General features: G+C 51.9%; 24 protein-coding genes and 1 tRNA gene. 3 read left to right on the forward strand and 22 right to left on the reverse strand.

Features of this window, described 5'->3' with window-relative positions; all coding sequences use genetic code 11:
* The 12 genes from rplI to rpsF all read right to left on the reverse strand — a co-directional run bounded on the left by rplI (position 1) and on the right by rpsF (position 11,854).
* Positions 1 to 447 (reverse strand): 50S ribosomal protein L9, encoded by a 447-nt coding sequence (gene rplI, locus MHI24_RS16280; protein ID WP_340020613.1) that lies wholly within the window; start codon positions 445 to 447, stop codon positions 1 to 3.
* The gene (locus MHI24_RS16285; protein ID WP_340020614.1) at positions 444 to 2,447 is read right to left on the reverse strand and encodes a DHH family phosphoesterase; all 2,004 of its coding nucleotides are present in this window, start codon (positions 2,445 to 2,447) and stop codon (positions 444 to 446) included. Before MHI24_RS16285 ends, rplI begins: the two co-directional genes overlap by 4 nt.
* Positions 2,448 to 2,458: 11 nt before the next feature.
* Positions 2,459 to 3,376 (reverse strand): DUF2232 domain-containing protein, encoded by a 918-nt coding sequence (locus MHI24_RS16290; RefSeq protein WP_340020615.1) that lies wholly within the window; start codon positions 3,374 to 3,376, stop codon positions 2,459 to 2,461.
* A gap of 6 nt (positions 3,377 to 3,382) precedes the next feature.
* On the reverse strand, positions 3,383 to 3,685 hold the full coding sequence (locus MHI24_RS16295) for a MazG-like family protein (RefSeq protein ID WP_340026704.1): 303 nt from the start codon (positions 3,683 to 3,685) through the stop codon (positions 3,383 to 3,385).
* Positions 3,686 to 3,897: 212 nt separating this feature from the next.
* Complete coding sequence (locus MHI24_RS16300) at positions 3,898 to 4,323, reverse strand: CBS domain-containing protein (protein WP_340020616.1); 426 nt, start codon at positions 4,321 to 4,323, stop codon at positions 3,898 to 3,900.
* Positions 4,324 to 4,490: 167 nt separating this feature from the next.
* A complete protein-coding gene (locus tag MHI24_RS16305) occupies positions 4,491 to 5,543 on the reverse strand; it encodes an LCP family protein (RefSeq protein ID WP_340020617.1) in 1,053 nt (350 codons plus the stop codon).
* 393 nt (positions 5,544 to 5,936) lie between these two features.
* On the reverse strand, positions 5,937 to 7,658 hold the full coding sequence (gene opp4A / locus MHI24_RS16310; protein WP_340020618.1) for an oligopeptide ABC transporter substrate-binding protein: 1,722 nt from the start codon (positions 7,656 to 7,658) through the stop codon (positions 5,937 to 5,939).
* Positions 7,659 to 7,911: 253 nt separating this feature from the next.
* Positions 7,912 to 9,873 (reverse strand): DNA mismatch repair protein MutS, encoded by a 1,962-nt coding sequence (locus tag MHI24_RS16315; protein WP_340020619.1) that lies wholly within the window; start codon positions 9,871 to 9,873, stop codon positions 7,912 to 7,914.
* A 399-nt stretch (positions 9,874 to 10,272) separates the two neighbouring features.
* A complete protein-coding gene (locus MHI24_RS16320) occupies positions 10,273 to 10,647 on the reverse strand; it encodes a glyoxalase/bleomycin resistance/extradiol dioxygenase family protein (protein WP_340020620.1) in 375 nt (124 codons plus the stop codon).
* Between the two features lie 72 nt (positions 10,648 to 10,719).
* Positions 10,720 to 10,992 (reverse strand): 30S ribosomal protein S18, encoded by a 273-nt coding sequence (gene rpsR / locus MHI24_RS16325; protein WP_238654517.1) that lies wholly within the window; start codon positions 10,990 to 10,992, stop codon positions 10,720 to 10,722.
* Positions 10,993 to 11,013: 21 nt separating this feature from the next.
* Positions 11,014 to 11,520 (reverse strand): single-stranded DNA-binding protein, encoded by a 507-nt coding sequence (ssb, locus tag MHI24_RS16330; protein ID WP_340020621.1) that lies wholly within the window; start codon positions 11,518 to 11,520, stop codon positions 11,014 to 11,016.
* Positions 11,521 to 11,569: 49 nt separating this feature from the next.
* The gene (rpsF, locus tag MHI24_RS16335; RefSeq protein ID WP_020425715.1) at positions 11,570 to 11,854 is read right to left on the reverse strand and encodes a 30S ribosomal protein S6; all 285 of its coding nucleotides are present in this window, start codon (positions 11,852 to 11,854) and stop codon (positions 11,570 to 11,572) included.
* A gap of 252 nt (positions 11,855 to 12,106) precedes the next feature.
* Between rpsF and MHI24_RS16340 the strand changes: the two genes are divergently transcribed.
* Complete coding sequence (locus MHI24_RS16340; protein ID WP_340020622.1) at positions 12,107 to 12,304, forward strand: YjzC family protein; 198 nt, start codon at positions 12,107 to 12,109, stop codon at positions 12,302 to 12,304.
* Between the two features lie 176 nt (positions 12,305 to 12,480).
* Positions 12,481 to 12,882, forward strand: a complete 402-nt coding sequence (locus MHI24_RS16345; protein WP_340020623.1) for a hypothetical protein — start codon at positions 12,481 to 12,483, stop codon at positions 12,880 to 12,882.
* Positions 12,883 to 13,035: 153 nt separating this feature from the next.
* Here MHI24_RS16345 and MHI24_RS16350 read toward each other — a convergent pair.
* The 4 genes from MHI24_RS16350 to MHI24_RS16365 form a co-directional block, all read right to left on the reverse strand.
* Positions 13,036 to 13,126 (reverse strand) — tRNA-Ser (locus tag MHI24_RS16350).
* A gap of 80 nt (positions 13,127 to 13,206) precedes the next feature.
* Positions 13,207 to 13,419 (reverse strand): DUF951 domain-containing protein, encoded by a 213-nt coding sequence (locus MHI24_RS16355; protein WP_340020624.1) that lies wholly within the window; start codon positions 13,417 to 13,419, stop codon positions 13,207 to 13,209.
* On the reverse strand, positions 13,419 to 14,453 hold the full coding sequence (locus MHI24_RS16360; RefSeq protein ID WP_340020625.1) for a mechanosensitive ion channel family protein: 1,035 nt from the start codon (positions 14,451 to 14,453) through the stop codon (positions 13,419 to 13,421). Before MHI24_RS16360 ends, MHI24_RS16355 begins: the two co-directional genes overlap by 1 nt.
* Positions 14,453 to 14,722 carry a DUF3343 domain-containing protein gene (locus tag MHI24_RS16365; protein WP_340020626.1) on the reverse strand — a complete coding sequence of 90 codons (270 nt, stop codon included), beginning with the start codon at positions 14,720 to 14,722 and terminating at the stop codon, positions 14,453 to 14,455. Before MHI24_RS16365 ends, MHI24_RS16360 begins: the two co-directional genes overlap by 1 nt.
* A 125-nt stretch (positions 14,723 to 14,847) precedes the next feature.
* On the opposite strand from MHI24_RS16365, the gene yyaC reads away from it, so the two are divergent.
* Complete coding sequence (gene yyaC, locus MHI24_RS16370; RefSeq protein ID WP_340020627.1) at positions 14,848 to 15,456, forward strand: spore protease YyaC; 609 nt, start codon at positions 14,848 to 14,850, stop codon at positions 15,454 to 15,456.
* On the opposite strand, the gene MHI24_RS16375 is transcribed toward yyaC, so the two are convergent.
* The 6 genes from MHI24_RS16375 to rsmG all read right to left on the reverse strand — a co-directional run bounded on the left by MHI24_RS16375 (position 15,428) and on the right by rsmG (position 20,864).
* Positions 15,428 to 15,928 carry a DUF4446 family protein gene (locus tag MHI24_RS16375; RefSeq protein WP_340020628.1) on the reverse strand — a complete coding sequence of 167 codons (501 nt, stop codon included), beginning with the start codon at positions 15,926 to 15,928 and terminating at the stop codon, positions 15,428 to 15,430. The genes yyaC and MHI24_RS16375 overlap by 29 nt on opposite strands.
* A gap of 19 nt (positions 15,929 to 15,947) precedes the next feature.
* Positions 15,948 to 17,111: an aminotransferase class V-fold PLP-dependent enzyme gene (locus MHI24_RS16380; RefSeq protein ID WP_340020629.1), complete on the reverse strand. Its 1,164-nt coding sequence runs from the start codon at positions 17,109 to 17,111 to the stop codon at positions 15,948 to 15,950.
* 93 nt (positions 17,112 to 17,204) lie between these two features.
* Positions 17,205 to 18,047, reverse strand: coding sequence for a ParB/RepB/Spo0J family partition protein (locus MHI24_RS16385; protein WP_340020630.1), 843 nt, complete (start codon positions 18,045 to 18,047; stop codon positions 17,205 to 17,207).
* A complete protein-coding gene (locus MHI24_RS16390; RefSeq protein ID WP_340020631.1) occupies positions 18,040 to 18,801 on the reverse strand; it encodes an AAA family ATPase in 762 nt (253 codons plus the stop codon). The genes MHI24_RS16385 and MHI24_RS16390 overlap by 8 nt, the downstream gene beginning before the upstream one ends.
* Positions 18,802 to 19,012: 211 nt before the next feature.
* Entirely contained in the window at positions 19,013 to 19,828 is an 816-nt protein-coding gene (gene noc, locus MHI24_RS16395) for a nucleoid occlusion protein (protein WP_340020632.1), read from the reverse strand.
* A gap of 313 nt (positions 19,829 to 20,141) precedes the next feature.
* Positions 20,142 to 20,864 (reverse strand): 16S rRNA (guanine(527)-N(7))-methyltransferase RsmG, encoded by a 723-nt coding sequence (gene rsmG, locus MHI24_RS16400; protein ID WP_340020633.1) that lies wholly within the window; start codon positions 20,862 to 20,864, stop codon positions 20,142 to 20,144.
* Positions 20,865 to 20,867 lie beyond the last annotated feature (3 nt).

The raw sequence follows: 20,867 nt of genomic DNA on the forward strand, positions 1-20,867 counted from the left end.
CTACTCCTCCGTTACCTGAACCGTGAAGGTCGCCTTTACTTCAGTATGCAGCTTCACACCCACCTGGAACGTTCCGACATGGCGGATCGGATCATTCAGCTCAATCTTGCGTTTGTCTACCACGATGCCGTGGGAGGCAGCCAGGGCTTCGCCGATCTGCTTGCTGGTGATTGCGCCGAACAGGCGGCCGCCTTCACCTGCTTTTGCCTTCAGCGTCAGGGTCAGCTCATCAATCTTCTTGCCGAGCTGTACCGCTTCCTCTTTCTCCTGATCCTTGCGGCGCTGTTCCGCTGCCGTCTGGTTCTCCAGGGTCTTCACATTGCCGTCAGTAGCCAGGCGCACCAGCCCGCGCGGCAGCAGGAAGTTCGTCGCATAACCTTCCGATACCTCTTTGATCTGTCCTTTCTTACCTTGCCCTTTAACATCCTTCAAGAATATGACCTTCATTCAAATAACCCCTCTTTCGCTTCAATTTCGGCCAGTACTGCAAGCAGTCTGGCTTCTGCATCCTTACAGGTTCCTTCAAGCTGTGCGGCTGCATTGGACAGATGCCCGCCGCCGCCCAGCTTCTCCATGACGACCTGCACATTCATCCGTCCCAGGGAACGGGCGCTGATGCCGATGAGGCCGTCAGGCCGCTCGCTGATGACGAAGGAAGCCATCACATTCGTCATTCCCAGCAGCGTATCCGCTGTCTGGGCGATCAGCAGCTGCGGAATCTTCGTCCCGGGCGTTGTTACCACCAGCGCGATATGATCATAGATGATGCGTGCGTGCTTGATAATCTCCGCCTTGGAGATGTACTCCTGCAGGTCCTCCTTCAGCATCCGCTGGATCAGAACCGTATCCGCCCCGACCCGGCGCAGGAAGCCGGCGGCCTCGAAGGTCCGCGACCCCGTGTGCTGGGCGAAATGCTTCGTATCCACCGTAATGCCGGCCAGCAGCATCGTGGCCTCCAGCGGGCTCAGCTTGATCTTCTCATGAATATACTGCAGCAGCTCTGTCACCAGCTCGCAGGTTGACGAAGCATACGGCTCCAGATACACAAGGACCGCATCATTAATGAATTCTTCACCCCGGCGGTGATGGTCCACCACCACGATCCGGCTGGCATGCTGAACCACCTTCGGCTCAATGGTCATAGAGGCCTTATGTGTGTCTACCACAATCAGCAGCGTATGCTCTGTCATCACCTGGAGCGCCTGCTCCGGCGTGATGAAGGTCTTGAAGAGTGCCTCATCCTTGCGGATCTGCTCCATCATCTTGGCAATCGACGGATTCGGGGTCTCCATCACAATGCCGGCTTCCACATTATACATCTGGGCAGCCTTCAGCAGCCCGATCGATGCCCCTATCGCATCAATATCCGGTATCCGGTGCCCCATAATCAGCACCCGGTCGCTCTCCTGCATCAGGTCCCGCAGCGCATGGGCAATAACACGGGCCCGGACGCGGGTACGCTTCTCAGCCGCGTTGCTCTTGCCGCCGTAGAAGGAGAGCCGCTGGCCTGCCTTCACCGCCGCTTGGTCCCCGCCCCGGCCCAGAGCCATATCCAGACTGGACTGGGCCAGCGCTCCAAGCTCACTGGCTGATTCCGAGCCGTAGGCAAGGCCGATGCTGAGCGTCATCGGCACCTTAAGGTCAGCCGTCATCTCCCGCACATCGTCAAGCACCACGAACCGGCTCTCCTCCAGCGCCTGGAGGCTGCGGTGGTTGAGCAGCATCAGATACCGCTCGGAGGACAGGCGGCGCAGATATACATCGTACTGCTTGCTCCACTCTGTGATCTCGCTGGCCACCTTGGCGATCAGCGACGTACGCTGCTGGTCATCCATGCCCTGCGCAGCTTCGTCCAGATTGTCCATCATGACAATGCCGATCGCCAGCTTCTCTTCCTCATACCGTTCACGCAGCACCACAAGCTCAGTAATGTCATATAGATAGAGCAGACGTTCACTCGGAATCACCACGACCTGATAATAGCGTTCATCCACCGTAAGCTCATGGCGGTGATCCTTCAGTACCCCGTCTTTGGCCGGCTCCCGCTTCTGCGCCGTAGTCGGCAGCGAAGCCATCACCTCCGGCATCAGCTCCTGCATGTCTACACCTACCAGAGATTTCCGCGAGAAGATGGTGCCGGCATTGCGGTTATGCCACTCCACCTTGCGTTCTTCGCTGTAGAGGATTATACCCAAGGGAAGCATGCTTACAGCCTCCCCCTCCACCCGCTTGATTCGGAAGGACAGGCCGTTAATGTAATCAACAAGGTTGCGGCGGAACGACAGCTCGGCCTGCAGCATAGTGAAACATAGGGTGCCGGCCAGGAACAGACTGGCCACACCCAGGACCCAGTTATAGATACTGACGACTATAATCAGGACCAGCAGCAGCAAGAACGCCCACACGGTATGATAGCCGTGCCAGCGTCTTTGCAGAAATTTTGGCATGAGCTCTCACCCTATCGTTTCGATTTCTTCACTAGCTCCCGCAGCGGAAACGCCAGATCCACCACACCGATAATCCAGAATCCCGGCAGAGCGATCACAGGGATCGACAGCAGGAGAGCCACAATCTTGCTCCACTTCCGTTCATACACCAGGAAGAAGAGGAAACCGATGGTTTGGATCTTGAACGCAATTTGCAGGAGCGGCAGCAGATTGGCCGAGACCATCAGCATGAAGCCGCTGTCTGCACCGCCGAACAGAATGGTGATCACAGCGCCGATCAGATAATACCAGATGAAGGCTCTGCCCAGCCGCCATTCTCTTGCAGGCTTCAGCTTCGGTACAGCATAATCCATGCTGTTCAGAATAGGACGGACGATGGAATGGGTAATAACAGCAATAATGAAGGCGCTGAGGATCAGCGTCATCGGAATTGCCTGGATGGTCAACCAGCTCATCTGGCCGATCTGATCGGAGGAGATGGTAATTTCGGACAACAACGGATTGCTTGCCCCCATGCTTGCCAGCCAATCCGTATAGGTCTGGAGAACATCGTAGACGTAGTCGTACAGGTTGAACTTAAGGAATGCCGTACTGACCAGCAGGATCAGCAGGAATTCAGCTAATACAGCCACCATGCCGGCGGTTAATGTAGACATCGCTGATGCACGCTTCTTGTAACGGTGTCCCATCACCAGCGCCGGAATCAGGAAGTAGGCCGCGATCAGAATGTAGAACGGAGTAATCAGGCCTACAATCAGCAGGACCGGCACCAGGTGCAGGATGAACTGCTTGGTGCTTAAGGTGGTGTAGAGCACTATGGCCGGAATAATCATAAACAGTGTTGTAATAAGCAGCAACGGGGTTGACAGAGATAACAGCAGCAGCAGATAAGCGATGCTCCAAGCCACAGATGTCCAGCGAAATTTCAACAGTATTCACCTCTTACGCATATGTTCTTCTAACGCAGATATATCCTGGTACCACTCTTCCAGCTGATGCCCTTCCTGCCTGTGCTTTCTCAGCTTCTCCATCAGCAGATCATCCAGATCACGATAAGGGATACCAAGTCTGCGCCCCAGGATATATGAGCTCATAAGCAGGCTGGCCAGGCTGTCGCCTACACGGGCGGTGCTGCCTTCCCACAACGCCTTGAATAATCTTGAGACTTGATCAATCACTTCGGTCTTTAACCACTCAATTACCTTGGCGCGTTTGGCCACATCCAGATCCTTCGGCACATTGGGCACGTCTCTCTACCTCCGGCAAAAAGCATTATTCTCCATTATAGCATAAAAATTTCCGGGCCACACAGCTGCCTCCCGCCCCCGGGGCGAAGGGTACAGCAGCCTTCATACCTTATAACTCACTGCTTTTCCGAAAAAAGCCCGCATTCCGTGATGCCGGAAATACAGGCCTTTGTCCCTTCAGCATTGCCTATCCGATGATGAGATTATAACGATTCCAGCGATTGCCGGGACACGAACTTCTCGCAATATTCAATAATCTGGCTCCGTCTGACAATACCGATGAACCGTTTCATATCGTCTACAACCGGCACAAAGTTCTGCACCTTGGCCAGATTAATCAGATCCTCCATATCCGCATCGATCGAGACCGGCAGATTGTTCATCCGCAGCGGCACATCCTTCAGCAGAAATTTGGAAGCATTCTCAAAAGTAACCGAACCGCCGGACTCCTTCATGTACCAGAGCAGATCACCTTCCGTAACCGTTCCGGCATATTCCCCGTGCTTGTTCAGGATCGGCACGGCCGTATATCGGTGAAACTCCATCCGTTCCAGGGTCTGGCGCAGCGTTGAATCCAGAGTAACGCAGGCTACCTCCTGTTTCGGAAGTAAAAAAAACGCAATATTCATCTCTTGATCCTCCTCAAAGAGTTCCGAAGGAATGATGCTCTACCTTCCTTGCTGTAAGGCCCACCGTAGTTATACGCCTGACGCAGCAGTTCGTTCCACCCCATTATAACATGAAGACAGTAAACAGCAGCCATTAACCTTGCACAATGGCTGCTGTTATTCATGTCTTACTGTACGGCTGGTGTAGCCGTAGGCTCCAGTGCATTGCCGGCCTTGCCCGGTTCAATCAGCTGGTCCACCGGTGTGCCGGGGTTCATCCAGTTATCAATCAGTGCTTTGGCCTTGTTCAGATCCTCTTCGTTCACAATATCGTAGTAAATCCCGTCGATACGCTTGCCTTCTCCCATTACGGTGAAGCTGGAGATATCCATGTCCTTGCCGCCCATGAATTTCTTGGCCAGGCTGATAATCATGGAAGGCTCGATATCCGTTTTGAAATTATCGCCCATAATATCCAGCAGCTCAGGGATATTGCCGATCTGGCTGATCGATAACATTTTATTCGCTACCACATCAATAAAGACCTGTTGCCGCTTCGTGCGGTTGAAGTCGCTATCCTCACGGTAACGGGTATAGTTCAGCGCCTCTTCGCCGTTGTAGTTCGACTTATTGGCTTTAATCGTGAACTTCTCATGGTCTTTGCCTTTGTTGACAATATCCTTCTTGATCGGCAGAGGCACGCCGCCAATGGCATCCACGGCATCCTTCAGCCCCTGAAAGTTGATGGTGGCATAATATTGAATATCATGGCCGAGCAGCGCTTCCAGTGTATCCTTGGACATCTGCTGTCCGCCAAAAGCATACGCATGGGTAATTTTGTCCTTCTTGTTATCCTTATATCCGATGATTTCCGTGTACGTATCGCGGGGGATAGAGATCAGCAGAATTTTGTAGTCCTCCGGCCGGATGACCGCATACATCATCGTATCAGACCGCGCAACCTCGTTGCCCCGCTGATCCGTACCCAGCAGCATCAGAGAGAACGGATCGCTTTTGAGAGCCACGGGTTCTGCCTTAACGGTGGTCGGGGTCTTGGTGGTGTTATTCTCCAGAGGCACATAGGAATCCTGCGCCAGCTTGTTCTCTACCCGGTCGGACAGGAAGAGGTCAAAGGCCAGCACGGCCAGCGGCTTCTGGAACAGAAACGCTCCGGCGGCAATAACAAGTACGAGTATGAGCGCAATGTATCTTTTCTTTATTTTTTTGATCTTTTTCATCATTTGATTCCTTCTTTATGGTGGATTGGACATATAAATGCCGTAATCTATTTACAATGCCCGTCTGGGCGTCCAGACAGTCATGATTGGGCTCTTCCTGCTGCTATGCGCCGCCCTGCTTCAAGATGTATGATACCCCCTTTCCGGGATTCGGGTCGTTCTAATTTTAGAATAAACCTGGGAAACGGCTTTGACACATAAACAATATTTCTATTGTAATCACTTCGCCACTAAAAAGAAACAACAAATAACGACAACTTTAGCAATCTCAGCTTTTTCTTGGCCCTAATGTATATGACGCAGCAGACTGCGTTTTGATTCTTATTTCCGCAAAAAAATAAAAATGACGGTCCATGCTTCCAGCAGGACGCTGCAGCTTGAACCGTCATTTCCGTTCTAATCGTTGGTCTTAATCCACCAGCTCTGCGGGTCGATAATACTGCTCACGGCGTTCGTGGTTACCCCCTGCAGGCGCTTGTTCACTGCGGTAATACTGGAGCGTTCGGAGAAGAAGATCATCGGAACCTCATCATTAATCAGCTTCTGCCATTCATAATAGATCTGTTTGCGGTAATCCTTGTCATATGCCTTCAGACTGATCCCTTCACGGATCAGCTCCTCGCTGCGCTCCGAGGTCCAGCGCGGATAATTCCAGGGATCCTTGGCCCGCCATAAGCCTGTCGGATCAGGATCAATAGCCAGTCCCCATACCCCGTTGAACAGCTCCACCGACGGGTCGTCTTCTTCCACGGCCTCGTAGAAGACATTCAGCTCCTTCAGGCTTCCTCCGTTCAGCCGGACATCAAGTCCCACATCCCGCCAGTTCTGCAGAATGGCCTCGGTCCGGGCCTCGGCTGTTTTGGTTCCGCTCATCGCATCGTAGTGGATAATGAACTTGCCTCCGCCGGGGTCCTCCCGGAATCCGTCGCCATCCTGATCCAGGTAACCCGCCTCATCAAGCAGGCTTCTGGCCTTATCCGGGAGGTAAGGATAGGTGTCGATCTCCCCGTCAGGAATCTTAGCCCAGCTGGAGCTGGGCACAGGCGTCTCGGTCAGTGTCCCGAGACCATACGAGAATCTGTCAATGATGCCCTGGCGGTCCAGCGCGTAATACATGGCTTTGCGCAGGCGCTTGTCCCGGAATTTCGGGTTATCCATCACAACCTGTCCGCGTTCCTCATCCCAGCGTCCGAATTTGAAGCCGATATACTCCAGCGACAAGCCAGGAGCGGTCATAACCTCCACATTATCCAGTTGGCCCACCGCCTGGTAAGCGTCGCGCGGCACCGCCCCCATATCAATGCTGCCTGCTTCCAGCAGAGCGGTCATTTTCTTGCTGTCCACAGTCTTGTAGGTTACGCCATCCAGCAGCGCACTGCCCTTGTAATACTCATTGAACCGTTCCATTTCCACCCGCTCGCCGGGTACGATCTCCGTGATCTTGAACGGTCCGGTGCCGATCGGCCGCTTGCGGACCTGATCGCTGTCTGCCATATCTTTAACAGCTACTCCCTCGAAGTACCGCTTGTTCATCGGATAAGCCCACAGATTGTCGATCAGGTTCACCTGCGCAGAATTCATGGTCACACGCAGCGTATACGGGTCCAGCACCTTCAGCCCCGTAATGCTCTTGGCCTTCCCCTGATGGTAGGCCTCCGCCCCCTTGATCATCTCTACACTATAATATCTGGAGCCGGTATACTCCGGGCTGGCGATTGTCTCCAGCGCGAACTTCCAGTCTTCTACCGTCAATTCATCCCCGTTATGCCAGCGCACCCCGGGCTTTAGCGTGAAGGTGAAGACCGTGTGGTCCTCTGACTCCTGCCAGGTGGCCAGGTTGGGCACTGTAGACAGTTCATCGTCCACCGTGAACATGGCTTCCGTCGTGAATTCCAGCACATTCGCATCGTCCTCCCCTTCAAAGAAAGCCGGCTCAAAAATGCCCTGAAACGCCGACGGATATCCGAAGGTGACCGTGCCGCCCTTTACAGGTTCATCTGCTGATTTGCTGAGACGCTCAATGTAAGACTGCACGGACGGGCTTGACCCGCCGCATGACGATAAAGCCACCACGAAGATCAGCGGTAGCATCAGTCTGCCGATGAGCTGCTTTGACATATAGATATTCCCTCCCGGGTTGGATCACACTTTTATGTAAGCGGTTTCCGAACTAAATTTTACTCTAAAGCCTATTATGCATATTATGGACAATTCATAGTTCCACATTATAGAGGATATACAATATCCGCGCTAAAGTGAAGACCTATATTTATTTTCCTGAGTCCACAGCCCGGTCAGCGTTCATCAAATCACCACAGTTATCGCAGCAAAAAGCCTGCCCTGACGGGCAGACTCCGGTTCACAAATCCCTCTATTTCTCCTCTTCAGGCAAAGTGATGCTTAGTCCTTCAACATGCCTCTTGGCCATCAGCTTGCGCTTCTTCCGGTTCTCCTTACTCTCAAAAATGATATCCAGATCATAGTCCTCCGGGTACAGCTCCTCTTTGGACAGGTACGGCTTCAGCCGCTTGTGGTTCACCGTTATTTTCTGCTTCTGGATCATCACTCCGACCATGCCCCGGCTGTCCTTCTTCGCATAGACAATGCCAGTGCGCCCGAGTGAGCTGACATAGACGGCATCCCCGATCTCATATTCCCGCTTGGCCTGCTCTGCTTCCTCTGCCGGGCTGTTTTGCGGCCCCACCCTATCCGCTCGTTCAGCTCCTTCAGCTTCTCCGGCTTCACCTGTTCCAGCGCTTCTCTTCCTTCTTACAGCACCCTTCCAGGGATCATAGCTGCCCCTGCGGCTCTGCTGTTCCGTTACAAGCTCCCTGGCCCGTTCAATAACCGTCCTTCCGATACCCAGCTTCTCAGCGATCTGCAGCGCATAGCTCTCGCCCGCTTCGCCGATCGTCAGCTTATATAACGGCTGCAGCGTATGCTTGTCGAACTCCATGCGCGCGTTCTCGAACCCCTCCGTTGCTGCCGCGAAGGCCTTCAGCTCATTGAAATGGGTAGTCACAACGATATTGGCCCCCTTGCGGTTCAGCTCCTCCAGGATGGCAATCGATAGAGCGAAGCCTTCCCCCGGATCGGTGCCGGCGGCCAGCTCATCAATCAGCAGCAATACTCCCCTGCCTGCTTCGCCAAGCATCCCTTCGATGCTTTTCATTTGTGCCGAGAAGGTACTAAGCGACTGGGTCAGACTCTGGCCGTCTCCGATCACGCTGATCACATCTTTGAACACGGTGAAGTCACTTCCGGGCTGGGCCGGGATGAGAAGACCAGACTGCACCATCAGAGAGAGCAGGCCCAGTGTTTTGAGCACAACCGTCTTACCCCCGGTATTCGGCCCGGTCACAATCAGTGACTTATACCCCTGCCCGAATTCCAGACTGACCGGCACCATGTCCTTTAACAGAGGGTGCCTACCCCCGTTCATTCTCAGATAACCCCGCTCGTTCAATGACACCCGGACCGCATCCATCCCCTGCGCATACTTCCCTTTGGCAAAAATAAAGTCATACATGCCCGTGATCTCAATGTTCTGCCTGATGGCCGCCTGCTCCTGCTCTAACAGCCCGGTCAGCATACTGAGGATAATTCCCTCTTCACGGGCTTCCTCCGCCGTCAGCAGCTCAATCTCTCCCTGGAGAGACGCTGCCTCCTCCGGCTCCACGAACACGGTCTGCCCGCTGGTAGACTGGTCCAGCACCGTCCCCTTAATCTGCTTATGATACTCCCGCTTCACCGGAATGACATAACGGCCGTTTCGCATACTGACCAGACTCTCCTGCAAAATAGCCTTATGCCGGTTCATAATGCTCTCCAGCTTCCGGTTCAGCCGCTCCTTGGCCATGCCCAGCCGCTTGCGCACCCGCTCCAGCCCTTTACTGGCCCCGGTCTCAATGACGCCCAGCCGGATACAGCGGTCGATCTCCTCTTTAACCGCCCTCAGCTCCTGCAATGAAGCTCCGTAAGCGGCAATACGGGGTGCGGTCTGCTCCTTGGAGGCCATGTATTTCCTCAGCTGTGCGCAGCTGTTCAGGAACTGGGAGACTGCTGTGAAATCCTGCTCATTATACATATATCCGGTTCCCAGCAGTGACAGCACCCATTCAATGCCCTCTAATGAAGGAACCGGCACACTCGCCCCGCGCATAAGCAGCTCCTTCGCTTCCTCCACCTCCTCAAGGGCCCGGTGTATAGCCGGAAGATAGGTCATCGGGGCAAGCTCACTCACATATCTTCTTCCTTCATAGGACACCGCATGGCGCATCAGCTCCTGCCTGACTGTCTCGTATTCCAGCGTATGCAGACTTTGGGTATTCATTGGTATTCCTCCCTCAGGTTTGATTCCTAACGTAAAAAGGGCGAAGACCGCCACCACGGCAGTCTTCGCCCTCATTCATGCTACTCTTCCCTTTGGCTTCTGATAACAGAAAAAACCGTGCTGCAAAGAGCACGGTTGATCACAAAGAGAACAATAGCCGTAAAGAGGCCATCATGACGCTTCGCGTGTGTTCTTAACTAAAGTCATTCATTCCAGCAGTCCGCTCTCATCGATGTGCCAAGGCACAATCTAACAAGACATGCTCCGGTCAAAATTCGGTACATGCCGCGGTTTACTCCGGAATGATATGAAATTGCTTAGTTAAGAACGCTCACCGACATCAATATTTCCCCTTCAGTTATAGGATACCTGTAATTTACTACACCTGGAAATGGTTTGTCAATTGCCGGTAAAGCAATTCAGCACCCAAGTGATTCCGTTTTTGCCGTCAGCAACCTGTCCATGCAGGGCGCCGAAGAAGGTCTGCTGCAGCTCCACCTTGATCTGACCGCCATCCGCTGCCAGCTGCTCATAGATCCGGCGCAGCTGATCTTCATGATCCAGCGTCAATAGGATGCTTACCTGCTCTGTCTTCCGGCCTTTGCCGTAATCATCAGAGAAATGCAGAATACTCGGCCCCAAATGCAGCTCGGCATGGAGCAGCTTACCCTTGTGTTCATTCAGTACCTTAATCTCCCCGCCGAATACACTCTTGTAATAGTCTAGCGACTCCTGCACATTCTCAATAACAAGGTATGGGCTTGCGCTGATCATGGGATCATTCCTCTCTAGTAATCGATAGAATAGAAAAAAGCAGCCGGCTTAGCCGGCTGCTTAAGAAACGTCTTATTCCGTTGTGTAAGGCAGCAGCGCGATTTGACGCGAACGCTTTACAGCAATAGTCAGAGCGCGTTGGTATTTAGCACTTGTTCCAGTTACACGACGCGGCAGGATCTTTCCGCGTTCGCTGATGAACTTCTTCAGAAGCTCAGTGTCTTTATAATCAATGTGAGTGATCTTGTTCACAGTGAAATAGCACACTTTTTTACGCTTGTTGCGTCCACCACGACGTGCTGGTCTCTTGTCGTTGTCTCCGCCTTCTCTTGGTTTGAAAGCCATGTTCTGTTCAGTCCTTCCTTATTAAAATGGCAAATCATCGTCCGATATATCGATCGGTTTTCCATCGCCCGAAAAAGGATCTTGAGTATTGTTGTTACGCGAGAAATTATTGTTATTTCCGCGAGCATTGTTCCCGCCGTTACCACCGCCGTAGGACGGCTCTTCAGGCATACTTCCGCTCTGTGATGCATTTCCGCCTTCACGGCTCTGCGCGGACTCCAGGAAACGGACATTATCAGCAATAACTTCAGTAACGTATACACGTTTGCCTTCATTATTCTCATAGTTCCGTACTTGGATGCGTCCTTCTACGGCTGCCAGTCTTCCTTTGCGCAAGTAATTGGCACAGGTCTCAGCCAGCTGTCTCCAGGTTACTACCGGGATAAAGTCCGCTTCGCGTTCACCATTCTGGCCCGTAAAGTTACGGTCTACGGCAAGCGTAAACTGTGTTACGGCAACACCAGCAGGAGTATAACGAAGTTCTGGGTCACGGGTCAACCGACCGATCAAGATGATGCGGTTCAACAATTAGGTCCCCTCCTTAATAGCGCGATTCGTTACAAAGCTTGTCAGAATCTTAGGCAACGTCGTTCGTAATGAGATAACGAATAACTTCGTCCGAAATCTTCATGATACGCTCAAGCTCAGTAACTACTGCAGGTTCTGCAGTGAAGTTAACCAGAACATAAACGCCATCACGGAATTTCTTGATCTCATACGCAAGACGGCGCTTACCCTGCACTTCGTGCTTTGTAATTTCTCCGCCGTTGGAGATGATGCCTTGGAATTTTTCGACTGCTGCTTGAACGGCTTCTTGTTCAATGTCAGGACGAATAATGTACATGACTTCATATTTGCGCATAATTTTCACCTCCTTATGGTCTGCGGCCCCTGATCAGGTCAGGAGCAAGGAACGAGCACAAACATAGACTCGCACCAAATTAATATACCAAATCGGGTAGCGGATTGCAAGCTTTATTAAAGCGAGGCGAACCAGATGCTGGGCCCACAGAGAGATAATGCTGCCGCTTTCGGTAAGGAAGCCGGAGTAATCACCTATCGTCAGGGTCACAATATTAGAGCTTCATCACTCTACAGCAGGAGGTATCCACACATGGGCGAACAGACCGAATACGAAAAAGGCGACAAAGCCCCCAACCCGGGACTCTACACCGAAGTAGGCGAAGCGCGGAGCTTCCATACCGAAATCCAGAATCCGAAGCAGATCAGAATGGAGAAGGGTGACACCTTCCCTGAGACCACCAACCAGAACCGCAAATGGAAAAAGGTTGAGAAAGCCCGGGTCCATTAATTTGGCGCAGCCAGGTATAAAACCCTGAAGGCTGCACATACTAGTCCCAGGCAGTACAAAAGAGAGGTGTGGTTCCGTTGAACGTCGTAGACGAACACGATCACAGGGATTCTGAATTCAGCACCTATCGTAATCCGGGGAGAGTTAAGCTGGCTCTGTAAAAAGGAGTAACAGCTTTGGCATTACCCAATCACAGTAGTGGCTATAGACAGAGATTTCCGAACATCAATGATGTACTGCCTCTGGAAGAGAGACCTGCGAAGGTCTCTCTTTTTGCATTGAAGATCAACCAGCACACAAAAGGGTACAGCCGCTGGACCCTTATCCTATCGGTTACATTCGGCCCACCGCCCGTGCCGCTGCCCATTGTGTTCGGTTTTTCGATTACATTTCTCCAAACGCCCGCGCTGCTGCCCAATGTGATCGATTTTTCGATTATATTCCGCCCACATGCCTGCGCCATCGCCTATTCTAATGGATTTTTCGATTACATTCAGCTCACCGCCTGCGACATCGCTTATTGTAATCGGTTTTTCGATTACATTCCGCCCACATGCCTGCGCCATCGCCTATTCTAATCGATTTTCCGATTACATTCAGCTCACCGCCTGCGACATCGCTTATTGTAATCGGTTTTTCGATTACATTCCGCCTAACGGCCGTGCGCTTACAACAAAAAAACCTCCGCATCAGATCGGAGGATTCGTAATTTAAATATATAATTGCTGAAGTGGCGGAGAGGGTGGGATTCGAACCCACGCACGCTGTGACACGCCTAACTGATTTCGAGTCAGCCCCCTTGGGCCTCTTGGGTACCTCTCCGCAGCAAGGTTTATTATATCATGCTGATACAATAATTGCAAGCTAAATTATTTCAAGCCATGCCTTCCGCTGTAAGCTCATTATTGATTTTCCACTTCACCTGCTGCGGAATGCAGCACCTTCTTCAGGTTCTTCTCGAATTTGGCTCTGGGAATAAGAACACTATGCTGGCAGCCGGTGCACTTGATCCGGATATCCATCCCCATGCGGATGATCTCCATTTCGTTCGTTCCGCAGGGATGCGGCTTCTTCATCATCACGATATCACCCAGCCCGAATACTTTGCGTTCCATCACTCTTCCCCTTCCTCTCCCTCTTGTGCGGCAGCCACCTGTCTCCTTGGGCTTGCCTCATGCCCTTCACTGGCTCTGCGGGCTTCCTCAGCGGACTGCTGCCTGCGTGCCGCTTCAGCCTCTCTGGCTTCCCGCTCCGCCTGCTCCTGCGCCTCCTGCTCGGCCTTAGCCGCCTCCAGGGCACTCTGCTTCTCCAGCGCCTGCTTGATATCATTCTGAATCTGCCGTTCGGCGGCATCTCTGGCATTAGGCATACAGTTGGCCGCAATCCTGATCACATACTCGGATGTGCTCATGGATTGGATGCCCAGGATATTAGGATACGCTATCACGCTTTCGCTCCGCTCCTCGATGCCCTTCAGCGCCTCGCCAATCAGTGCCAGGGTAGCTTCCAGCCCCCGCTCCATTTTGACCGGAACATCAACTACGGCCAGCGCATTGGCCAGCGAATAATTCGTAACATTGACAATCGTTCCGTTCGGAATAATATGAACCTCTCCCGTTGCACTGAGCAGCCGGGTCGTTCTCAGCCCGATCATCTCCACCGTTCCCTTATAGGTCCCGCTCTGGATCACATCCCCGACAGCGAACTGATCCTCGAATATAATGAAGAATCCGGTAATTACATCTTTGACCAAACTTTGCGCGCCGAAACCGATCGCCAGCCCCACGACCCCTGCCCCGGCCAACAGCGGCTTCAGATCGAAGTTGAACTCCGAGAGAACCAGCAGAATCATTGTAAAGTTACAGAAGAAGGTCACCACATTCTTCATCAGTCCGCCGACTGTGGAGAAGCGCCTGTTGTTCGCTAACATCCGCCCTCTCGTCTCCCGTTCAAGAGAACGGTCAATCAGGCCAGAGACCACCTTGATAATGATCCTCGTCAGGATAAAAATCAACAGAATCCGTATCCCGGCAAACAGCACCGTAGCCCACATATCGGCGTTCGTCAGCCACTCCCATACCCGGTCCTTGAAGCGGACCGCATCCCGGATGGCCTCTTCGCCTGTTGCCTCCAATATCCAGTTATTCATTAAGCCCCTCCTTCTCCGCCTAACTCCACATAACCGTCACCCCGAGCCGCTCTGGCAAAGATCCCCCGGATCTCAATATTCTGCTCGGACACCAGCTGGCGCACGGCCTCCAGATCACCGCGGCTGAACTGGATCGACATCGCACAGCCGGCCGTGATCTCCTTGGGGGTGGGAAAGATATCAATTTCTATCTCTGCATATTCAAGCAGCATCTCGGCGCGCAGCGCCTGCTGGGTTGAATCGAAGGCTATCAGCAGTTCCTCCTCCACACTTCACGCCTCCCTCTAGGCTGTTCGTCCTATCTATTGCTGCCATAGTATAAAAAACCACTTCTATCCATATACTAGGATCATCAGAACACGCTCAGACGGCTTGCCCCAGAAAGGACGATGATATGAACATCTCTACCAAAGCCTCATCTCTGAAAGAACCATCCTGTTTAAAAATATCATATACAGATCCCAATATCTATTCCGCCATCACCCACAGGCTGCTGTTCCACTTCTCGCGTACCCGCCCGGATACACCGGTTGTGATTATTTGTGTGGGCACAGACCGCTCTACCGGGGATTCGTTGGGTCCGCTGGTCGGCACCACACTGGCACGCTTCCACAGCCCGTTGTTCCATCTCTACGGAACGCTGGACGAGCCGGTTCATGCCATTAATCTGGAGGATACCCTTTCCCTTGTCTATGAGAAGCATTCAGACCCGTTTATCATCGGAATCGATGCCTGCCTGGGCCAGTCCACAAGTGTCGGCTGCATCCAGGTCGTTGACGGACCGCTGCGTCCGGGGGCCGGGGTCAACAAGCAGCTTCCGCCGGTAGGCGACATTCATTTGACCGGCATTGTTAATGTCGGCGGCTTCATGGAATACTTCGTCTTACAGAATACCCGGCTGAGCCTGGTGATGAAGCTGTCGGATATCATCTCCTCCAGCCTTTATTCCGCCTTGAAGCAATGGAATCTCCATGCTAGATCTGCTGCAACGCGAGAGCAATAACCTCCTTCTCCTCCGGAGACAGAGCATAGGAGGACTCTCCCTTTTCAAGCGGCTTGGCATAGATATAAGAGCTCTCGCGGTTGTGCAGACTGCTCAGTACAATTCCGCTATGGTTGTCATCCAGAATGGCAAGCGAGAAGCTCAGGTCATTGCCGCGCTCCCCGAAGGCGTTATAACGCTTCATAGCCACCTTCGATTTCATCCCGCGCATTCTGGCATGTGCAGCCTCAATCAGCTCCTTCTGTTCGCGCTGTCCATCCTCCAGCATATCGCTCTGATTCTTCAGATTGACCAGCAGCGTCTCCAGATCCTCTACTCCATTTCCGCTCATCATTGCTTCATATCTGCGGCGCATTTTGCGCAGTCTGGCCCCCTGAACGATCATTAGAATAGCCATCAGAAGTATTACCCCGGTCAGCCCCATCACGAACAATGAGATTTGCTCTATTATGATTTCATTAAGTTCCGACATGTTGATTCACCCTTTATGTTTATCTTGTACGTGATGCGCCGAGCATATCCTGCATGGCATACAGCAGCTTATGAACATCCTCTTCTGTTGAGCTTACTCCGACACTGGCTCTTACCGCCCCGCTGTTCAAGGTATCTACAGCTTGATGGGCCAGCGGAGTGCAATGCATTCCGGCGCGGACAGCAATCTGATATTCCCGGTCCAGGCGGTGGGCAATATTCGCCGAGTCCTGTCCCTCTGCTACAAAGGCGACAATTCCGCTGCGCGGAGCGCCAGCCTCAGGACCAAGTATGCGGATCGATGGAATCGCTGAGAGTCCCTCTATCAGCAGCTGAGTCAGCTCCCATTCCTGCCGGTGAATCTGTCCGATCCCTAGAGCCTTAACTGCCTTCACGCCGGCCATAAGCCCGGCAATCCCGACTGCATTCTGCGTCCCCGCTTCATACCGGTCCGGGCGCACATTAGGCTGATCGCTATTTTCCGATTGGCTGCCCGTTCCCCCATGCATGAGCGGCTCCAGGTCCAGATGCGGTGAAATATACAGCCCCCCTGTTCCCTGCGGGCCGAGCAGTCCTTTGTGCCCTGGAAAAGCCAGCAGATCGATATTCATGGCCGCCACATCAATAGGCAGTGATCCGGCACTCTGGGCAGCATCGACCAGGAATACCGCTCCGTGCGATTTCGCGATATCACCAATCTCGCCAACCGGAAGAATACTTCCCAGCAGATTGGAGCTATGATTGCAGATAACCATCCGGGTATTCGGCCGCATCAAGTTTTTAAGCTCCTGCAGATTCAACTGTCCCTGCTGATTCACCTGCACATAATCCACTTCAATTCCAATCGTCCGGCGGAGGTATTCCAAAGGCCGGCGGACAGAGTTATGTTCAGTCATCGTTGAGATGACATGATCTCCACGTTGAAGTGTACCCTTAATAGCCATATTTAGCCCCATGGTCGTATTATGGGTAAAAGCAATATCCTGAGCGTTTGCGACACCGAACAGATCAGCCAGCAACGCCCGTGCCCGGACCAGCACCCGTCCTGTCCCGATCGCCAGTGAATGGTTGCCGCGCCCGGCGTTTGCGCCTGACTGCTGTAACGCCTCCATCATCGCCGCCGCAACCTCTGGAGGCTTCGGCCAAGAAGTCGCTGCATGATCGAGATATACCAGTCCCTCCATTTTCCACCCTCCCTTTTTTCCGTTTAAAAAACATACCCCTCCATATCCGTATTCAGGATATCTCAGGATATGTTTTCGGCACAAATATCCAAATCAGTTACCCAGCAGCTCCAGTAATCTTTCCAGGTCTTGGGCACTGTAATAGTTTAATTCGATTTTCCCCTTCTCCTTGCCTTGCTTGATTCTGACCGTCGTTTTGAACCGTTCACGCAGCACTTCTTCAATATTATCAATGTACGGATCACGTTTTACAACCTTTGCCTTGATTCCGTTCGCCGGCTTGCGGTCGAGATTCTTCACAACCTCTTCCAGCTCTCTTACACTCCATTGCAGCTCTACGCACTGTGCAGCCAGCTGTTTAATGATTTCTGGATCTTTAAGGCCAACAATTGCCCGGGCATGTCCCATCGAAATTGTTCCACGTGAAACATAATCCTTCACTTCTTCCGGCAGGCTGAGCAGCCGCAGGAAGTTAGCAATATGCGATCTTGATTTACCCACCTTCAGGGATAGCTCCTCCTGAGTGAGCGAGAACTGATCCATCAGCCCCTGATAAGCGACTGCAATTTCCATCGCATTAAGATTCTCACGCTGCAGGTTCTCGATCAGGGCAATTTCCATCACCTGCTGGTCACTAAGGCTGCGGACTACTGCCGGAATCGTAGCTTTGCCGCAATACTGCGAAGCGCGGAATCGGCGTTCACCCGCAATGATCTCATACCCTTTCAACACACTCCGCACGATAATCGGCTGAATGACTCCGTGCTGTCTTATGGACTCAGCCAGCTCCTGGATTGCTTCTTCATTGAAGTCCTTGCGGGGTTGATAAGGATTAGCCCGCAGCTGGGAGAGCGGGATCTCTACGACCTTATCATCTTCATTAATCGATAAGGAAGGTATTAACGCATCCAAGCCTTTGCCTAAACGCTTACTCATAAGAAATCACTTCCTTTGCCAGCTCTAAATATACTTCCGCCCCTTTGGAACGGGAATCATAGGTAATAATTGACTGTCCATGCGAAGGCGCCTCACTCAGGCGCACATTACGCGGAATAATCGTTCTGTATACCTTTTCCTGGAAATATTTCTTCACTTCTTCAATGACCTGAATTCCCAGATTCGTCCGGGCGTCCAGCATCGTGAGCAATACTCCCTCGATTTTGAGATGAGGATTGAGATTCTTCTGCACCAGCCTTACGGTATTAAGCAATTGGCTAAGCCCTTCAAGGGCATAATATTCGCATTGGATCGGAATAATCACGGAGTCGGCTGCGGTCAGAGAGTTAATGGTAAGGATACCCAGCGATGGCGGGCAATCAATGATAATGTAATCATAGTTCACCTTAACAGCATTCAGCGCCTTCTTCAGCTTCAGTTCTCTTGATATTGTAGAGACCAATTCAATCTCAGCACCTGCCAGTTGAATAGTTGCCGGAATAATATGAAGGCCTTCGATCTGAGTCTCCAGAATTGTATCCTGCGGCTCCGCTTCATTAATAAGAATATCATAAATGCAATTTGCTACATCCGCTTTGTTGACGCCAACGCCGCTGGTAGTGTTGCCTTGCGGGTCGATATCTACAAGCAACACCCTCTTGCCCAAAGTTGCCATGCTGGCCCCCAGGTTAACAGAGGTTGTTGTTTTACCGACACCGCCTTTTTGATTTGCTATGGCAATAATCTTAGACACTTAGTTCACCTCGAATTGTTTAGGAAGAATCATCTTGTAGTTCATGCTGTCAAACGGCATAATCATCTGAATATACGGGGCATCACAGTTGCGGAAATACAGAACAAATATGCATGAATTCATCCTTAAGTGTGTATGTGTGATAACATCCGGAGTTAGTCATAGAAAAAGCGGCCAACACCTCAGGGCCGCCTTCAGCTTTTGTTGCCTTCTATCTTTTGGGAATCTGGATCACAATCTCATAATGATCTCCGCGATCATTCTCGGAAGTCTTAATCTCCATTCCCGAGCCGGTTACCATATCTATGGAGTGACGAATTGTATTGAGTGCGAGACGTACATCCTTGGTATAAGATGTCCGTTTGGATTTTTTGGTCTGTGCAGCAGCTTTGTAGAAGGCAATGCGCGCTTCCGTCTGTTTCACGTTCAACTCTTTGGCTATAATCTCAGCCAGCAGCTTCAGTTGCAGCTCTTCGCCGTCCAGGGAGAGCAATGAACGTGCATGCCGCTCTGTGATCTTCCTCTCCATCAGCGCGGTCTTGACCTGCTCCGGAAGATTCAGCAAGCGGATCTTATTGGCAATGGTGGACTGGCTCTTACCCAGCCGCTGTGCCAGACTCTCCTGAGTCAATTGATGCAGATCAATCAGCTTCTGATAAGCAATGGCTTCTTCAATAGAGGTTAAGCCTTCGCGCTGCAGATTCTCGATCAGGGCAATCGACGCCGCCTGGGAATCATTGAACTCGCGAATAAGTGCTGGAATGGTCTCTAAGCCTAGCTTTTTAACCGCCCGCCAGCGTCTTTCACCTGCAATAATCTCATACTGGGAATCACGCATACGCACAACGATCGGCTGGATAACTCCATGAGTTTTGATAGTCTGGCATAGCTCATCTATCTTCTCGTCATCAAAAATCGTCCGTGGCTGATATGGACTGCTAATGACCTCATGAACCGGGATTTGTTTGATCTCTTCTCCGCTGCTCCGCTCCGTAAATCCAAAAAGCTTGGTGAATTGTTCTTTCATTCCGTTCATAACCACCTAATTTCGTTATAGTACGATCCTCTTAACCTTTCATGCGAAAAGCCTATCGTACAGCGCAGGAATAGAATCTATTATCATTCCTAGCAATCATCAACTATCCATAAAAGCCTTACTATAGTATTCTATCACTTTTCTGCTAATAATCCTATTCTCCATCACGACCTATTTTTCCTGCATTTCCCCCTAAGGACGAGTGCCTATTTGCCAAAAAGAAAAGACCAAGCCCAGGGTACACACTGAGCTTGGTCTTGAACTATAAACCTTAACTATCCAAAATTTGTTTCACGTGAAACAATCAGATTAACGGCGACTTGGCCGGCACGCCAGGCTTACGCGGGTACTTGGCTGGTGTAGCACCAGTCTTGCGTACCAGAATAATATGCCTTGAAGAATCTTCCACCGGGAGACTGAAGGACTCCACACGGTCCAGCTCCGCGCGCAGCTCCTTGAAGCTGCGGTTTGCTTCCGCCAATTCCTCTGCCGGGTCACTTCCCTTCATCGCGGCGAAGATTCCGTCCTTCCGGGTGAACGGAAGACAAAATTCATTAAGCAGCGACAACCGGGCCACAGCCCGGGCAGTAACCACCTCATAAGCATCACGATGAGCAAATTGTCTGGCTACATCCTCTGCACGGCCGTGAATAAGCTGGACATCAGTCAGTCTCAATGTGTCACACACATGCTGCAGGAAAGTAATACGTTTGCTGAGGGAATCGACAATCGTCAGCTTCAGATGCGGAAAGCATATTTTCAGCGGAATACCCGGGAACCCTGCCCCGGAGCCAATGTCAGCCAGCGTCTTGATCTCCCCCATCTTGAGGTAGAACGCCAAGGTTAAAGAATCATAGAAATGCTTCGTGTACACTTGGCTCCGCTCGGTGATCCCGGTAAGATTCATTTTTTCATTCCAGGAGACAAGCTCCCGGAAATATAGCTCGAATTGTTCCAGCTGCTCCGGGCTGAGCTGTATTCCATGCTCCCGCAGAGCAGCCGAGAACTCGGCTGCTGTAGTATCCATAGA

Source organism: Paenibacillus sp. FSL K6-1096, assembly GCF_037977055.1.
In the GTDB taxonomy this organism is placed as follows: domain Bacteria; phylum Bacillota; class Bacilli; order Paenibacillales; family Paenibacillaceae; genus Paenibacillus_AQ.

What these genes read in the sequence shown, in the direction of transcription:
- rplI (WP_340020613.1), bottom strand. Translation starts at nt 447, where the DNA reads ATGAAGGTCATATTCTTGAAGGATGTTAAAGGGCAAGGTAAGAAAGGA.
- MHI24_RS16285 (WP_340020614.1), bottom strand. Translation starts at nt 2,447, where the DNA reads ATGCCAAAATTTCTGCAAAGACGCTGGCACGGCTATCATACCGTGTGG.
- MHI24_RS16300 (WP_340020616.1), bottom strand. Translation starts at nt 4,323, where the DNA reads ATGAATATTGCGTTTTTTTTACTTCCGAAACAGGAGGTAGCCTGCGTT.
- MHI24_RS16305 (WP_340020617.1), bottom strand. Translation starts at nt 5,543, where the DNA reads ATGATGAAAAAGATCAAAAAAATAAAGAAAAGATACATTGCGCTCATA.
- opp4A (WP_340020618.1), bottom strand. Translation starts at nt 7,658, where the DNA reads ATGTCAAAGCAGCTCATCGGCAGACTGATGCTACCGCTGATCTTCGTG.
- MHI24_RS16315 (WP_340020619.1), bottom strand. Translation starts at nt 9,873, where the DNA reads ATGAATACCCAAAGTCTGCATACGCTGGAATACGAGACAGTCAGGCAG.
- MHI24_RS16320 (WP_340020620.1), bottom strand. Translation starts at nt 10,647, where the DNA reads ATGATCAGCGCAAGCCCATACCTTGTTATTGAGAATGTGCAGGAGTCG.
- rpsR (WP_238654517.1), bottom strand. Translation starts at nt 10,992, where the DNA reads ATGGCTTTCAAACCAAGAGAAGGCGGAGACAACGACAAGAGACCAGCA.
- rpsF (WP_020425715.1), bottom strand. Translation starts at nt 11,854, where the DNA reads ATGCGCAAATATGAAGTCATGTACATTATTCGTCCTGACATTGAACAA.
- MHI24_RS16340 (WP_340020622.1), top strand. Translation starts at nt 12,107, where the DNA reads ATGGGCGAACAGACCGAATACGAAAAAGGCGACAAAGCCCCCAACCCG.
- MHI24_RS16355 (WP_340020624.1), bottom strand. Translation starts at nt 13,419, where the DNA reads ATGGAACGCAAAGTATTCGGGCTGGGTGATATCGTGATGATGAAGAAG.
- MHI24_RS16360 (WP_340020625.1), bottom strand. Translation starts at nt 14,453, where the DNA reads ATGAATAACTGGATATTGGAGGCAACAGGCGAAGAGGCCATCCGGGAT.
- yyaC (WP_340020627.1), top strand. Translation starts at nt 14,848, where the DNA reads ATGAACATCTCTACCAAAGCCTCATCTCTGAAAGAACCATCCTGTTTA.
- MHI24_RS16375 (WP_340020628.1), bottom strand. Translation starts at nt 15,928, where the DNA reads ATGTCGGAACTTAATGAAATCATAATAGAGCAAATCTCATTGTTCGTG.
- MHI24_RS16380 (WP_340020629.1), bottom strand. Translation starts at nt 17,111, where the DNA reads ATGGAGGGACTGGTATATCTCGATCATGCAGCGACTTCTTGGCCGAAG.
- MHI24_RS16385 (WP_340020630.1), bottom strand. Translation starts at nt 18,047, where the DNA reads ATGAGTAAGCGTTTAGGCAAAGGCTTGGATGCGTTAATACCTTCCTTA.
- noc (WP_340020632.1), bottom strand. Translation starts at nt 19,828, where the DNA reads ATGAAAGAACAATTCACCAAGCTTTTTGGATTTACGGAGCGGAGCAGC.
- rsmG (WP_340020633.1), bottom strand. Translation starts at nt 20,864, where the DNA reads ATGGATACTACAGCAGCCGAGTTCTCGGCTGCTCTGCGGGAGCATGGA.